This window comes from Albidovulum sp., assembly GCF_041919395.1.
Lineage (GTDB): Bacteria > Pseudomonadota > Alphaproteobacteria > Rhodobacterales > Rhodobacteraceae > Albidovulum.
This window is the reverse complement of the sequence record NZ_JAYRTX010000022.1, coordinates 1-15,553: the sequence shown is the minus strand read 5'-3', so window position 1 is coordinate 15,553 and position 15,553 is coordinate 1. Positions and strand designations below refer to the sequence as shown.

Sequence of the window (15,553 nt, the reverse complement as noted above, 5' to 3'; positions counted from 1 at the left end):
TTGACGGTCTCGGCAGGGTGGTTACGTGTGTCTCGGACTCGAGGGAGATCGCGATGATCCGCACACTTCGCTGGCTGGCCGTCGCGGCCTTCTCCACCCCGGCTTTCGGCGGGGAAGTTTCAACGTTCGTCCTTGAGAACGGGCTGGAAGCCGTGGTGATCGAGGATCACCGTGCCCCCGTCGTCGTCCAGATGGTGTGGTACAAGGCAGGTGCCGCCGACGAGAAACGCGGTGTCTCGGGTGTCGCGCACTTCCTCGAACACCTGATGTTCAAGGGAACCGACACGGTGCCTTCCGGCGCGTTCTCGAAGACGGTCGAGGCCAATGGCGGCTCAGACAACGCCTTCACCTCCTGGGACTTCACCGCCTATTTCCAGCGCGTCGCCGCCGACCGGCTGGAACTGGTGATGAAGATGGAGGCCGACCGGATGCGCCATCTCAAGCTTACCGAGGACGACTGGCGGACCGAGCGCGAGGTGATCATCGAGGAGCGCAACCAGCGCACCGACAGCGATCCCGGCGCGATCTTCGGCGAACAGCGCCGGGCGGCACAGTTCCTGAACCATCCTTACGGCACTCCGGTGATCGGCTGGCGGCACGAGATGGAGGCGCTGACGCGCGAGAATGCGCTCGACTGGTATCGTACCAACTACGCGCCGAACAACGCCGTGCTTGTCGTCGCGGGCGATGTCGATCCGGCCGAAGTGAAGCGGCTGGCGCAAACCTACTACGGGCCCCTCGAGCCCACGCCCGGCATCGGCCCGCGCGCCCGCCCGCAGGAACCGCCGCAGCTTGCCGAACGGCGGATGAGTTTCGCCGACCCCCGCGTCGCGCAGCCCTTCGTGTCGCGCAGCTATCTCGCCCCCGAGCGCGATCCCGGCGACCAGAAGTCAGCCGCTGCGCTCACCATCCTCGCGGAGCTGCTCGGCGGCAGTTCACAGACCTCGCTTTTCGCGCGCAAGCTCCAGTTCGAGACGAAGCAGGCGATCTACACGAATGCGAGTTACGACGGCACATCCTACGACGACACCATCTTCGGCCTTGCCGTCGTGCCCGCCGAGGGCGTCGGCCTTGCCGAAGCAGAGGCCGCAATGGACGGGGTGATCGCGGATTTCCTGAAGAATGGCGTCGACGCCGACCAGTTTGCGCGCGTCAAGACGCGGATGAAGGCAGCGATGGTCTATGCCGAGGATGACATCGACGGCCTCGCCCGCCGCTATGGCGAGGCGCTGACAACCGGGTTGACGGTGGCGGACGTGGAGGACTGGCCCGATGTGCTTGCCGCGGTCACCGAAGACGACGTGCTGGCCGCCGCCCGCCAGGTCTTCGACCGCCGCCGCGCCGTCACGGGCTGGCTCATGCGCGAGGGGACCGGGGAGGTGATGCAATGATCCGGGCCCTTCTGGCGGCGTGCGTCGCCGTCCTCGTCGCGCTGCCCGTCGGTGCGGTAGACATCAAGGAGGTCACTTCGCCCGGCGGCATCCGCGCCTGGCTGGTGGAGGAACATTCGATCCCCTTTACCGCCATCGAACTGCGGTTCGAAGGCGGCACCAGTCTCGATGCTCCGGGCAAGCGCGGCGCCACGCTCTTGATGATGGCGCTTCTGGAGGAAGGGTCGGGCGACCTTGACTCGCAGCGCTTCGCCGAGGCTCGCGAAAGGCTGGCGGCCAGCTTCGAGTTCGATGCCTACGACGATGCCGCCACCGTCTCGGCGAAGATGCTGACGGAAAACCGGGACGAGGCCATCGCACTGCTGAAGCAGGCGCTGACGGAACCGCATTTCGACGATGCTTCGATCACACGGGTCAAGGGACAGGTTGCCTCCATCATCCGCTCGGACGAGACCGACCCGAACGCGATCGCGAGCCGCGCTTTCGACCGCCTCGCCTTTGGCGACCATCCCTACGGCTCCTCCCGCTTCGGCACGCTCGACAGTCTGGCGGCTTTGACGCGCGACGATCTCGTCGCGGCGAAGGAAGCCGTTCTCGCGCGCGACCGGCTGTTCGTCTCGGCGGTGGGCGACATCACCGCCGAGGAGTTCGGCGTGCTCCTCGATGAGCTTCTGGGCGGCCTACCCGCGAAGGGCGCGTCGCTGCCGCCGAAGGCCACCCTCGGCCTCACCGGAGGCGTCACCGTGGTGGACTGGGACTCGCCCCAGTCCGTCGTGATGTTCGGACAGGCCGGCATCGAGCGCGATGACCCGGACTTCTTCGCGGCTTACGTGCTCAATCACATCCTCGGCGGTTCGGGCTTCGCCGCGCGCCTGATGGACGAGGTGCGAGAGAAGCGCGGCCTCACCTACGGCATCTCCACATGGCTGGCCCCGATGGATCTTGCGGAGACCTGGCAGGGTTCCTTCGCCTCGGCGAACGAGAAGGTGGCCGAGGCCATCGAGGTCGTGCGCGCCGAATGGACGAAGGCAGCGGCCAAGGGCGTGAGCGAGGCGGAACTGGCGGCGGCGAAGACCTATCTCACCGGCTCCTATCCCATGCGTTTCGATGGCAACGGGCCGATCGCCAACATCCTCGTCGGCATGCAGTCGGAGCGCCTGCCCATCGCCTACGTGAACGAGCGCAATGCCTACATAGAGGCCGTGACGCTCGACGACATCCGGCGCGTGGCGAAGCGGCTGATGTCCCCCGATGCGCTGAGATTCGTCGTCGTCGGCAAGCCCGTGGGGCTGGCGGCGGCGGACTGAGCACCTTTCGCGAATCCTTCCGTCCTGCTAGATATCGCAGGATGAACGCCAAAAGCCCCAACATCCTGCCCGCGAGGCCGCAGATCCGCCAACTGGACGAGGTCGCGATCAACCGTATCGCGGCGGGCGAGGTTGTGGAACGCCCGGCCTCTGCGGTAAAGGAACTGGTGGAAAACGCGCTTGACGCGTGCGCCCGGCGGATCGCGGTCACCTATGCCGACGGTGGCAAGACTCTGGTCCGCGTGACCGACGACGGCTGCGGCATGACGGCTGATGACCTGCCGCTTGCGCTGGCCCGCCATGCCACCTCGAAGATCGACGGAACCGACCTTCTCAACATCCGTTCCTTCGGCTTCCGGGGCGAGGCCCTGCCCTCGCTTGGCGCGGTCGGGCGCCTCAGGATCACCTCGCGCGCGAAGGGATTCGAGGCCGCCGAAATCGCCGTCGCAGGGGGGCGGCTGGAGCCGGTGCGGCCTGCGGCGCTGACCGCCGGAACGGTAGTCGAACTGCGCGACCTGTTTCACGCGACGCCGGCGCGCCTGAAGTTCCTGCGCTCCGACCGGGCCGAGGCGCAGGCGATCCGCGATGTGGTCGAACGGCTGGCGATGGCGGAGCCCTACGTCTCCTTCACGCTGACCGACGCCTCGGGCGGAGAGTCAAGGACGATCCTGCGCGCCGACGCCGAGCAAGGGGAACTCTTCGACGCCCTCGGCCAACGGCTGCGCGGCCTTCTCGGGGCAGGCTTCGCGGATAATGCCCTGCCGATCGACGCCGAGCGGGAGGGATTCCGGCTCAGGGGCTTCGCGGCGCTGCCGACCTATTCGCGGGGCGCTGCGGTCGAGCAATTCCTCTTCGTGAACGGGCGGCCGGTGCGTGACAAGCTGCTGATCGGTGCGCTTCGCGCGGCCTATATGGACGTCCTCTCGCGCGACCGTCACCCGGCCGCCGTCCTCAACATGACCTGCGACCCGGAGCGCGTTGACGTCAACGTGCATCCCGCCAAGGCCGAGGTGCGCTTCCGCGAGCCCGGCGTGGTGCGCGGTCTCATCGTTTCGGCGCTTCGCCATGCGCTGGCCGGGGCGGGGCATCGCGCTTCGTCCACGGTCGCGGGGCTGACGCTCGGTGCGCTGCGAACCGAAGAGACCCGTCCGCGCGTATACCAGATGGAACGCCCGACGCAGGCGGTGCTGCGGATGGCCCATGCGGCGCAGGCGCCGCTCGCGCCGGAACTTGCCGAGGCTTCCGCGCGCTATGAGCCGGCTGTTCGCGACCCGGTCGAGGAGGCAGCCGAGTACCGTCCGCTCGGGGCCGCTCGTGCGCAGGTGCATGAGAACTACATCATCGCCCAGACCGCGACCGGGATCGTCATCGTCGACCAGCACGCTGCGCACGAGCGGCTGGTCTACGAGCGCCTGAAGCGCCAGCGCGAGGAACAGGGCGTCGCCGCGCAGGCGCTCCTGATCCCCGAGATCGTGGACCTTTCCGAAGGCGATGCCCGGCTTCTCCTGGATCATGCCGAGGCGCTCGGGGCGCTCGGCCTGACGGTGGAGCCCTTCGGCGGCGGCGCGGTTGCTGTCCGCGAGACACCCGCGCTTCTCGGCGAGGTTAATGCCGCCACACTTCTCCGCGACATCCTCGACGAGTTGCGGGACCTCGGTGCCAGCCAGACGCTGCAATCGCGGATCGACTCCGTGCTGTCCCGGATGGCCTGCCATGGCTCCGTCCGCTCCGGCAGGCGGATGCGGGCGGACGAGATGAACGCCCTTCTGCGCGAGATGGAGACGACGGCCCTCTCCGGCCAGTGCAACCACGGTCGGCCGACCTACGTCGAGCTGAAGCTTTCCGACATCGAGCGGCTTTTCGGGCGGACATGATCACCTTTCGTGGCCAGACCTACGCGCTTGACGATCCCCTCGTCCTCGCCGCGCTCGGCGGCGGGGCGCTGGTGCTTCTCCTCTTCGTCCTGCTCATCGTCACCCTCCGCGCCGCGGCGCGATCGGCGCGGATGACCGAGCCGCTCGGCTTTCACCTCAGCCAGCTCGGGAGCCGCGTTCAGGCGCTGTCGGACGGGCAGCAGCAGCTTGCCGGCGGGCTGACCCATGTGTCCGAGGCGCAGGCCGCCTCGCAGGCGCGGGTCCTTCACCTCATGGAGCAGCGGCTCGCCGAAGTCTCGCGGGGGATGAGCGAGAGCCTGCACGGCACCGCCACGCGCACCGCGCGGTCCCTGGGCGAGCTACAGCAGCGGCTGGAGACCATCGACAAGGCACAGTCGAACATCGAGAAGCTGTCGGGCGATGTCCTGTCCCTGCAGGATATCCTGTCGAACAAGCAGACCCGCGGCGCCTTCGGGGAGATTCAGCTCAACGATATCGTGCGGAAGGCGATGCCGCCCGACTCCTTCGCCATGCAGGCGACGCTCTCGAACGGGCGTCGTGCCGATTGTCTCATTCACCTGCCGAACCCGCCGGGGCCGATCGTGATCGACTCGAAATTCCCCTTGGAAGCCTACGAGGCGCTGCGCCGGGCGGAGAACCAGTCGCAACTGATCGAGGCGCAAAGGATGCTCCGCATCGCGGTGCGGAGCCACATCAAGGCCATCGCGGAACGCTACATCCTCGATGGTGAGACCGCGGACGGGGCCCTGATGTTCCTTCCGTCCGAGGCGGTCTATGCCGAACTCCACGCGAACTTCCCCGAACTCGTGCGCGAGGGCTTCGATGCCCGCGTCTGGATCGTCTCGCCCACCACCTGCATGGCGACCCTGAACACCATGCGTGCGGTACTCAAGGATGCGCGAATGCGCGAACAGGCCGGCGCGATCCGCGCGACTCTCAAGCTGCTTCACCGCGACGTGGAACTGGTGGTCGAGCGGGTGGAGAAGCTTTCGACCCACTTCCATCAGGCCCGCGCCGACCTTGACGGCGTCACCACGGCAGCCGAGCGCGCGGGCAAGCGGGCGGCAAAACTCGACAACTTCGACTTCGAGGAACTGGCGCCCGACGACGACACCCCGCGCATCGTCCCCCTGAACAAGTCCCCGGCCAAGCCCTGATCGCGCCTCATTCCCGGCCGATTCGCGCGTTACCGGATGCGCAACAATCGCGCGGGACCGGTCATGAATCAGTCGGATACGAGAACGGCATCGGGGACGGGAATTCTTGTCCCGGCGCTCTTCACCGTGACGATCTTCGTCTCGGCCTCGCTGCTCTTCTTCGTGCAACCGCTCTTCGCCAAGATCGTCCTGCCGCAGATCGGCGGCGCGCCGGCGGTCTGGACGACGGCGATGCTCTTCTTCCAGACAGTCCTGATCGGCGGCTATCTCTATGCGCATCTCGTCACCCGCCATCTGCCGGTTGCGGGGCAGCTTGCGCTCCATCTCGTGCTCTGGGGCGCCGCGCTCGCCTTCCTGCCGCTCGGCTTGCCGGAGGGCTGGCGCTATGACCCGGCCGTTCCGGCCGCCTGGCAGACGCTCACGCTCTTCGCCCTTGGTGTCGGGGTTCCGTTCGGTGTCCTCTCGGCCAACGCGCCCTTGATCCAGTCCTGGTATGCCCGGAGTGACGGCCCCTCGGCCGAGGACCCCTATTTCCTCTACGGTGCCTCGAACCTTGGCTCGCTCGTCGCCCTTCTCGCCTTTCCCCTCCTGGCCGAACCGCTTCTCGGTGCTGCGCGGATAGGGGTTGTGTGGGCGGCGGGGTTCCTTGCCTTCGGCGGCTTTCTTCTTCTCTGCGGTCTCAGCGCGTTTCGCGGCGGTGCGCTTCGGGTGAGGCCCAACACAGCCAGGGCGGATCCCGTCGGCGCGGGCCGGATCGGGCGCTGGCTGCTTCTGGCCTTCGTCCCTTCGTCGCTGATGCTGGCGGTGACCACGAAGATATCGACCGACGTCGGGGCGATCCCGCTCGTCTGGGTGGTTCCCCTGTCGCTCTACCTTCTGAGCTTCGTCCTGACCTTCGCCCGCCGCCCTGTGACCGCCGGGCCGGGACTGCGCCTTGCCTATCTCGCAGCCCTCGCGCTGCTCGGCGCGGTCTTCGCAGGGATCGCCGGCGCACACGTAGGGCTCTGGGGGGTGGCGGGACTGATGGTGGCCTTCTTCATTGTGGCGCTCTTCGCCCATGCAAGGCTTTACGAGGCGCGGCCGGACGGCCGGCATCTCACGCTCTTCTACCTCGTCATGTCGGTCGGGGGCGCGCTGGGCGGGTTTTTCAATTCGATCGTCGCGCCGCTTCTGTTCGACAGCCTTGCCGAAGGCGGCGTGACCACGCTGCTGGCCGCGACGCTGGTGCTCAGCCCGGCGATGCGGCCGACCCCAAGCCTCGCGCGCCTGGGCGCGGGGATCGGGATCGTTGCGGCGCTGCCGCTTGCGCTTGCCGTCACGGTCTTCGGGGTGACCGACTGGCTCATTCTCAAGCTCGCCATGTTCGCTCTCGCCGCTCTGGCCGCCATCGCCCTGCGCCGCCACCTGCCGGCGGCGGCGATCGCCATGGGAATCGTGACCGTGACCGGCGTCTGGCTGATCCCGAACGGCGATCTCTTCCGGGACCGCAGCTTTTTCGGCACGCACCGGGTTATGGAGGAGGGCGGGCTCAGACTCTATGCCAACGGCACCACGATCCACGGGGCGGAGCGGACCCGCGACCTCGGCCGAGCCCGGCCCGCGCCGCAGTTCTATTACCATCGCAACGGGCCGATGGCACAGGTGCTGACCTCCGGTCTCGGCGCCAAGGCGGCCCGCGTCGGTATCGTCGGACTTGGCGCCGGTGCACTCGCCTGCTACCGGCGCGAGGGCCAGGACTGGACCTTCTACGAAATCGACGCGGCGGTGGACCGCATCGCCCGCGACCCCGCCCTCTTCACCTTCCTTTCGGCCTGCGCGCCCGAGGCGCCGACCCGGCTTGGCGACGCGAGGATGATCCTGGCGCAGGAGGCGGCCGAGCCGGTCTACGACATCCTCGTGATCGACGCCTATGGCTCGGACGCGGTGCCGGTGCACCTGACCACGCACGAGGCGATGCAGCTTTACCTCGACCGGCTCGCGCCCAACGGCGTGCTTCTCTACCACATCTCGAACCGCTACTACGCGATCGAGCGTCCGCTTTCGCGCAGTGCGGCGGCGCTGGGGCTCGCGGCGCGGTTTCAGGACTATCCGGGGCAGGAGGCGACAGATCCCGGCGACGCGCCCTCTCGCGTCGTCCTTCTGGCGCGGAGCGAGGCGGCGCTTGGCCCGCTCGCCCGCGACCCGCGCTGGGCGCCGCTCGACCCCGACGGCGGCCCGGTCTGGACCGACGATTTCGCCGATCTCCTGTCGATCCTGAAATAGACGCGCAGGCAGCACCGGGCAGAAAGCCGCCGGCCCGCCCCTCGAAGAAGTCGCGCACACGCCGCATGGCCCCGGCAGTTTCCTGATCCTCGCGGTGGAGAAGGAACCAGGGCCGCACGATCGGTAACCCCGGTGCCTCCAGCGCGACGAGGCGGCCTCACTTCAGCTCCTCCGTCACCCTGTGCTGCGAGGTCATGGCGATGCCGAGGCCGGCGATGACCGACTGCTTGATGGTCCCGTTCGCGCGAATCTGGATGGTCTCGTAGGGGCGGCCCTCGCCGATCTGGTCGAGGAACCTGGTGGCTAGGATGCGGGTTCCCGACTCCGGGTCGCGCAGGATGATCGGCTGGGTCAGGATCTCGTCGGCGGTCACCGGTCCGGCATGACGAGAGGATGCTGCGGCGACGCGATCAGCACATGGGGGGTGCTCGCCGATGGCGACCGCCGTAACCGCCGGGTCGAGCGGCGGCCACCCAAAGATCGAAGGATCGATGGCGCTGTCCTGAAGCGCCTGGACGATGAAGTCGCGGTGGCCGATCTTCAGCACCACCTCGATGTCGGGATATCCGCATCAGCGCCTTCAACAGTACACGCGGCTTCGAGACATTGATGATGTTGTTCATCGTCAACCGTCCGTCGAAAGAGCCGAGGTTCCACATGCAGCGCACCGACCACGAGGGGCGTTCGCAGAAATCCGCCTGGGACGCGCCCGCACAGCGCCCTCGGATACCGCCCAACGGCCCCCGAAAGACTCATCACCATGGATCGAGGGCTCCTCATCCATTAACACTCAAACCGGTCCGCTCGGTGGGGGCAGGCCAGAGGGGCGTGACCGCAAGACGGGCACCCGCAAATGGACCGGCACGCGGGTTGATCTCGTCTTCGGCTCGAACTCGCAACTCCGGCCGCCCGCCGAGGTCTATGCGTCGCGTTCGAACGAGTGGATGTTCGCAGACGACTTCGCATCCGCCTAGTGCAAGGTCAGTCTTGGCATCACCAATACGTTCATCTGGCCCGGCGGGGATCGTTTTTGCACCGCCGGCACGACGCGGAATGCCGTCTACCGGTACCGGCTTTACTCTTTCGGTGGCGCCCTGCTGGATCGAACGGCACTTCAGGAGGGCCATGAAGGCGGATTGCCTGACGGTTCATGCCTGGATGCAGACGGAATGATCTGGACAGCGCGGGTCGTCGGCGGCAAGTGCCTGACCCGGATGCCGCCCGATGCCGAAATACTTGACGTGGCCGAGTTGGACTGCAGCTGGCCAACCAGCTGCGCCTTCGGCGGAAGTGATCTCGATACACTCTAGTTCACCTCGGCGCGGTTCACCCGGGTGTCGAGCATCTCGCGAAGTGCCCCCAAGAGGCAGGCCTGTTCGCCGTGAGGCTGGGGGTCAAAGGCCTGCCGCCGGATCGCTTCGGCCAATGAATGAACGCCGGCATGTCCTTGCATCCCTTGTTCAGACGGTCGCGATGCCATGGGCAGCAGCAGGTTTCCTCGTGGGAGGTTGAACGGCCTCGGGTGGCACCCCGGCCGGATCAGGCGCTCTTTTCCTCGCTGAGGCCCAGTTCCTCGATCATCGCGGCGCGCATCAGGAACTTCTGCGGCTTGCCGGTCACGGTCACCGGCAAGTCCTCGCGGAACCGCACCACCGCCGGAATCTTGTAGTGCGCGATCTGGCCCTTGCAGAAAGCGCGGATCTCGTCCTCGGTCGGGGCGCTGCCGGCCCGCGCGATGATCCAGGCGCAGACGATTTCGCCGAGTGCGTGATCGGGGATCCCGAAGACCTGCACCTGGCTCACGGCCGGGTGGGAATAGAGGAATTCCTCGATCTCGCGCGGATAGACGTTCTCGCCGCCACGGCAGATCATGTCCTTCACCCGGCCGGTGATGTTGCAATAGCCCTCGGCGTCGATCCTTCCGAGATCGCCGGTGTGCATCCAGCCCTCGGCGTCGATCGCGGCGGCGGTCTGAGCGGGGTCGTCCCAGTAGCCGTGCATCACCGAATACCCGCGGGTCAGGATCTCGCCCTGTTCGCCCACCGGGACGGTGTTGCCCTCAGGGTCGGCCACGCGCACCTCCACATGCGGATGGACGCGGCCAACCGAGGTCACGCGCTTTTCAACCGGCGTGTCGGTCGAGGACTGGAACGACACGGGGCTCGTCTCGGTCATGCCATAGGCGATCGTCACCTCGCGCATGTGCATCTGGCTCTGCACCCGTTTCATCACCTCGATGGGGCAGGGGGCTCCGGCCATGATGCCGGTGCGCAGGCTTGACAGGTCGTGACAGTCGAAATCCGGATGTTCGAGCATGGCGACGAACATCGTCGGCACGCCGTAGAGCCCGGTGGCGCGTTCGGCCGCGACAGTGGCGAGCGTGACCGCCGGATCGAACCCCTCGCCGGGCACGATCATCGTGGCGCCCTTCGTCACGCAGCCGAGCGTGCCCATCACCATGCCGAAGCAGTGGTAGAACGGCACCGGGATGCAGAGCCGATCCTCGGGGCCGAGCTTCAGCGCGGCGGTGACGAAGGCTGCGTTGTTGACGATGTTGCGGTGGGTGAGCGTGGCGCCCTTCGGCCGCCCGGTCGTGCCCGAGGTGAACTGGATGTTGATCGGATCGCGCCGGTCGAGCCGGGCGCTGACTGCATCGAGCCCGCTCGCCGCGGCCCCGGCGCCCATCGCCTCGACATCGCGGAAGCGCAGCATCCCCGGCCGCGTCTCCGCGCTCATCACGATCAGGTGGCGCAGGGCGGGCAGCGCCTCCGCGGCGATCTCGGCCCCCGCCGCGCCAAGTTCGGGCACGAGCGAGGCGACCATCGCGGCGTAGTCGGAGCCCTTGAACCGCTCCGCGAGGACGAGGCCGCGGCAGCCGGAGAGCTTCAGCGCATATTCCAGCTCGTGCACGCGATAGGCGGGGTTGATCGTCACGAGGATCACGCCCAGCCGGGCCGTGGCGAACTGCGTCAGCAACCATTCGGAGCGGTTGGGCGCCCAGATCCCCAGGCGGTCGCCCGTGGCATACCCCAGCCGGGCAAGCCCGCCGGCAAGCGCGTCCACGCGCCGGGCGAACTCCTCCCAGGTCCAGCGGATGCCTTCGCCGGGAAAGACGGCGGCCGTCGCATCGCGCCGTGCCGCCAGGCATCCGGCAAGCAGGCCGGGGATGGTCACTTCCAGGAGCGGCTGGCTGCGGCTGCCCCTGACCCAGGACATTCCGCCAGAAGGGACACCATCGTCGCGCGGTTCCATCTCGTTCCTCCCCGGCCGCTCTCTCTCGCCATCGGCCCTCCGACCGCAGCATAGCCGCGGCGAAGTGCTTTGACTTGGATTTTCGTGCCATTTCCTTGGCACGGCGGTTCGCGGCGGGCATCAGTCCTGGCGGGATTGTCCGGGTCTTTGGCGGGAAACGCTGAGATTGCCCGCGCCCGGCGCTGCTAGCCTTCGTGTTCATCGACAGGGGGCCGGCCGGGTCCGCTTGCCGCCGCCAACCGGGAGGAGAGAAAATGTACGATCTGGTCATCGACGGGCGTCGCGTCACCACCGAAACACGCTTTCCCGTGCTGAACCCCGCCACCGGCGCCGTCGTCGCCGAGGCGCCGAACGCGACCGAGGCCGACCTCGACCGTGCGGTCGAGGTCGCGCAGGCGGCGTTCCGCGACCTCTCGGCCCGCCCCGAGGAGGAGCGGCGCGGGCTTTGCGAGGCGATGGCCGCCAAGCTCGAGGCCCATGCCGAGGAGCTTGCCCAGCTTCTGACCCGCGAACAGGGCAAGCCCCTGAACGGGCTCGGTTCGCGCTGGGAACTCGGCGCGGCGGTGGTCTGGGCCAGGCACACCTGCACGCTGTCGCTGCCGGTCAAGACGATCCAGAACGACAACCGCGGCACGGTGGAACTGCACCGCAAGCCGCTTGGCGTCGTCGGCTCCATCACGCCCTGGAACTTCCCCATCCTGATCGCCGTCTGGCATGTCGTCCCGGCGGTGCTGACCGGCAACACCGTGGTGATCAAGCCCTCGCCCTACACGCCCCTGACCACGCTGCGCTTCGTGGAACTCATGAACGAGGTACTGCCTGCGGGCGTGCTGAACAGCCTTGCGGGCGATGACCGCGCGGTCAACCTCGGCGCGTTGATGTCGGCGCATCCGGGCATCCGCAAGATCGTCTTCACGGGTTCGTCCGCGACCGGCCAGAAGGTCGCGGCGAGCGCGGCGGCCACGATGAAGCGGCTGACGTTGGAGATGGGCGGCAATGACGCGGGCATCGTGCTGCCCGATGCCGACCCCAGGACGATCGCCGAGGGCGTGTTCTGGGGCGCCTTCATCAACAACGGCCAGACCTGCGCCGCGATCAAGCGGCTCTACGTGCACGAGGATGTCTATGACGAGGTCTGCGACGAGCTGGTCAAGTACGCCCGCACCGTCAGCGTCGGTGACGGCACCGAGGAGGGCACCGCGCTTGGCCCGATGCAGAACCGGATGCAGTTTGACAAGGTCTCGCGCCTGGTGGCCGACGCCAAGACACGCGGCCGGGTGCTGATCGGCGGCGAGCCGGGCGAGGGGCTGTTCTTCCCGCCCACGATCATCGCCGATCTCGAGGATGGCGTGGCGCTGGTCGACGAGGAACAGTTCGGCCCGGCACTGCCCATCATCAGGTACCGCGACATCGACGATGCGATCGCCCGCGCCAACGACAGCCCCTGGGGGCTCGGCGGGTCGATCTGGTCGAAGGACATCCAGAAGGCGCGCGGTCTTGCGCTGCGGCTCGAGACCGGATCGGCCTGGGTAAACAAGCACGTCGCCATCCAGCCCGACGCGCCCTTCGGCGGCGTCAAGGGCTCGGGCCTCGGCACCGAGTTCGGCGAGGAGGGCCTGCAGGAGTACACCGACATCCAGGTGCTGTCCTACTGACGCGGACTGCCCACCCGGCGGGCCCTCGGTCCGCCGGGGCGGGATGCGACAGGGGCGCCGCGCCGCTACACTCTGCCCCGAGGGCAGAGCGAATCACCTGGACAGCGCTGGGGAGGGCGTTATCTGGAATGACCGAAGTGCGGGAGTTCGACCAATGGTGCGAGGATCTGCACGGCATCTGCGGCCATTATGAAGGTGTGGCGCGGGACCGGCAGCGCGCGGTCCGCGGGCTCATCCATTCGCGCAAGTTCGATGGGCTCGACGTGGCCGATGTCGCCGGCGACGTGAAGGCGATCAGGCGCGACCGGCACGGCATTCGCCGCGACCAGGCGGAACACATCTTCTGCATCATCCAGACCGCGGGCCAGCTCCAGGTCGACCATAACGGGGCAACCTCGCTGATCGGGCCGGGCGACTGCCTGCTCCTCGATTCCACGAAGGAGGGGCTGCTTGCCTTCACCGGGCGGGGTCGGCTCCTGTCGCTGCACATGCCGCGCGGCCTGTTCATGCAGTCCTGCCGGGGCAACGTGCAGATCGGCCGGAGGCTCGCGTGCGATCATCCGCTCGCTCCCTCGATCCGCCAGCAGATCCAGCATTTCACGCTGGGCTGGGATGCGAGCGCGGCGGTCGGCAAGGCCAATTCCGACCTTCTGCTCGGGATGATCCAGCTTGCCTTCTGCAAGCCGGGCAACTTCTCGAAGGAGCTCGACGCGCAATGCGCGGAACGCCGCTTCGCGCTGGCTCTCGAAGTCATCGACAGAAACCTCGCCAGCGAAGGCCTGTCGCTGCGCTGGCTCGCGCACGAGATCGGCATGTCGACCCGGCAGGTCCAGCGCCTGTTCGAGGCCGAGCGGACGACCTTTGCCCGCGAGGTGCGCGACCGCAGGCTGAACCTTGCCGCATCGAACCTGCGCCGCCGCCGTCCGGTCGGCAAAGCCCGGATCTCGGAGATCGCCTACAACTCGGGCTTCCGGGATCTCTCGAACTTCAACCGTGGCTTCAAGTCCCGCTTCGGCATGACCCCGCGCGAATACCTCGAAACGATGGGCTAGGGCTGTGTGCGGACGCGCATCGGCGCGGCCACCGCCCCGATGGGACCGATCGCATGTCACCGGAGAACCAAGACAACATGTATGCCTTCCTGAACGTTCCCAGGGAATATCACGCCGCGCGCGAGGCCTATCGCTTCGCTTGCCCCGAGCGGTTCAACTTCGCCTATGACGTTGTCGACCGGCGCGCGCGCGAGGCGGACAAGGTGGCCGTCCTCGCCGTGGATGGGCCGAGCGGGACGGTGCGCGAGTTTCGTTACTCCGACCTCGCGCGGCGGTCGTCGCGGCTGGCCGGGGGGCTTGCCGCGCTCGGCCTCGGCAAGGGCGACTTCGCCTGCGTTGTCGCCGGGCGCATTCCGGAATGGTACGACGCGATCTTCGCCTGCATGAAGCTGGGCGTCGTCTCGATGCCGGGCACCAACCTCCTCACCGGCAAGGACATCGCCTACCGGGTGAACCGTACCGGTGCCCGGGCGGTGATCGTGACCCCCGAGCATTGCGAGAAGGTCGAGGCGGTGCGCGCCGACTGCCCGTCGCTGGCCCACCTGATCGTCATCGGCAAGCCGCGGGAGGGTTGGGTGTCGACCGAGGCCCTGTCCGAGGGCCAGCCCGACGACATCGGCCCCGGGGACCGGCCCGACCTGAGGTCGGACGACATGATGATGGGCTACTTCACCTCCGGCACCACCGCCCTGCCCAAGATGGTGCCGCGCGATTTCGCCTACGGGCTTGCCCATGCCTCGACCGGTCTGTTCTGGATGGACCTCCGGCCCGAGGACATCCACTGGACGCTGACCGACACCGGCTGGGCAAAGGCGGCGTGGGGGATGCTTTTCCCGCAGTTTCTCATGGGGTGCACGACGGTGCTGCTGGACGCGCCGGGCTTCGATGCCGACCTGCACCTGCGGCTCATCGGCAGGCTGGGCGTCACCACGTTCTGCGCGCCACCCACCGCCTACCGGCTGTTCGCGCAGATGGACCTGTCGGGCTACGACTTCACCTCGCTCCGCCGTTCGATGGGCGCGGGCGAGCCCCTGAACCCCGAGGTCATCCGTTTCTGGCAGGAGGCGACCGGAACCACCATCGCCGACGGCTACGGCCAGACCGAGACGGTCAACATCGTGGCGAACTTCCCCGACCAGCCGGTCCGGTTCGGCTCGATGGGCCAGCCGGTGCCGGGCTTCGACGTGGATGTGGTCGATGACGAAGGCAGGATCGTGCCGCACGGCGCTATCGGCAACATCGCGGTGCGCGTTGCCAAAGGCCAGCCGCCGGGGCTGTTCACCGGCTACCACACCGGGAGCGAGCCGGACCGCCGCGCCTTCCGCCACGGCTGGTACTATACTGGCGACACGGCCACGCGCGACGAGGAAGGCTATTTCTGGTTCGTCGGCCGGGCGGACGACCTCATCACCTCGGCCGGTTACCGCATCAGCCCCTTCGAAGTGGAAAGCGTCCTTCTCGAACATCCGGCGGTGGCCGAAAGCGCGGTCATCGCCCGACCCGATCCCCTGCGCGGCGAGATTGTGGTGGCCTATGTGATCCTCGCCAAGGGACACCGTGCCAGCGACGCGCTCGCGCTCGA

11 protein-coding genes are annotated in these 15,553 nt (G+C 67.7%); 9 read left to right on the top strand and 2 right to left on the bottom strand.

Annotated elements, in window-relative coordinates; all coding sequences use genetic code 11:
• Window positions 1-53 precede the first annotated feature (53 nt).
• The 5 genes from ACMUOO_RS05850 (at window position 54) to ACMUOO_RS05830 (ending at window position 8,012) form a co-directional block, all read left to right on the top strand.
• The gene (locus ACMUOO_RS05850; RefSeq protein ID WP_301918316.1) at window positions 54-1,391 is read left to right on the top strand and encodes a M16 family metallopeptidase; all 1,338 of its coding nucleotides are present in this window, start codon (window positions 54-56) and stop codon (window positions 1,389-1,391) included.
• Complete coding sequence (locus tag ACMUOO_RS05845; protein ID WP_413854929.1) at window positions 1,388-2,698, top strand: M16 family metallopeptidase; 1,311 nt, start codon at window positions 1,388-1,390, stop codon at window positions 2,696-2,698. Before ACMUOO_RS05850 ends, ACMUOO_RS05845 begins: the two co-directional genes overlap by 4 nt.
• Window positions 2,699-2,739: 41 nt before the next feature.
• Complete coding sequence (mutL, locus tag ACMUOO_RS05840) at window positions 2,740-4,572, top strand: DNA mismatch repair endonuclease MutL (protein ID WP_413854928.1); 1,833 nt, start codon at window positions 2,740-2,742, stop codon at window positions 4,570-4,572.
• Window positions 4,569-5,750 (top strand): DNA recombination protein RmuC, encoded by a 1,182-nt coding sequence (locus tag ACMUOO_RS05835; protein ID WP_301918319.1) that lies wholly within the window; start codon window positions 4,569-4,571, stop codon window positions 5,748-5,750. Before mutL ends, ACMUOO_RS05835 begins: the two co-directional genes overlap by 4 nt.
• Before the next feature lie 63 nt (window positions 5,751-5,813).
• Complete coding sequence (locus ACMUOO_RS05830) at window positions 5,814-8,012, top strand: fused MFS/spermidine synthase (RefSeq protein WP_301918320.1); 2,199 nt, start codon at window positions 5,814-5,816, stop codon at window positions 8,010-8,012.
• 157 nt (window positions 8,013-8,169) lie between these two features.
• Here ACMUOO_RS05830 and ACMUOO_RS05825 read toward each other — a convergent pair whose 3' ends face one another.
• Window positions 8,170-8,562, bottom strand: a complete 393-nt coding sequence (locus ACMUOO_RS05825) for a LysR substrate-binding domain-containing protein (RefSeq protein ID WP_413854927.1) — start codon at window positions 8,560-8,562, stop codon at window positions 8,170-8,172.
• A 442-nt stretch (window positions 8,563-9,004) separates the two neighbouring features.
• Between ACMUOO_RS05825 and ACMUOO_RS05820 the strand changes: the two genes are divergently transcribed.
• On the top strand, window positions 9,005-9,322 hold the full coding sequence (locus ACMUOO_RS05820; RefSeq protein ID WP_301918380.1) for an SMP-30/gluconolactonase/LRE family protein: 318 nt from the start codon (window positions 9,005-9,007) through the stop codon (window positions 9,320-9,322).
• A gap of 229 nt (window positions 9,323-9,551) precedes the next feature.
• On the opposite strand, the gene ACMUOO_RS05815 is transcribed toward ACMUOO_RS05820, so the two are convergent.
• A complete protein-coding gene (locus ACMUOO_RS05815; RefSeq protein WP_413854926.1) occupies window positions 9,552-11,264 on the bottom strand; it encodes an AMP-binding protein in 1,713 nt (570 codons plus the stop codon).
• Window positions 11,265-11,518: 254 nt separating this feature from the next.
• On the opposite strand from ACMUOO_RS05815, the gene ACMUOO_RS05810 reads away from it, so the two are divergent.
• The 3 genes from ACMUOO_RS05810 to ACMUOO_RS05800 all read left to right on the top strand — a co-directional run.
• Window positions 11,519-12,919 carry an aldehyde dehydrogenase family protein gene (locus tag ACMUOO_RS05810; RefSeq protein ID WP_301918323.1) on the top strand — a complete coding sequence of 467 codons (1,401 nt, stop codon included), beginning with the start codon at window positions 11,519-11,521 and terminating at the stop codon, window positions 12,917-12,919.
• Window positions 12,920-13,047: 128 nt separating this feature from the next.
• Window positions 13,048-13,971 carry a helix-turn-helix domain-containing protein gene (locus ACMUOO_RS05805; protein WP_301918324.1) on the top strand — a complete coding sequence of 308 codons (924 nt, stop codon included), beginning with the start codon at window positions 13,048-13,050 and terminating at the stop codon, window positions 13,969-13,971.
• Window positions 13,972-14,024: 53 nt separating this feature from the next.
• Window positions 14,025-15,553, top strand: a 1,529-nt coding sequence (locus tag ACMUOO_RS05800) for an acyl-CoA synthetase (protein WP_413854925.1), incomplete at its 3' end; no start/stop codon positions are given.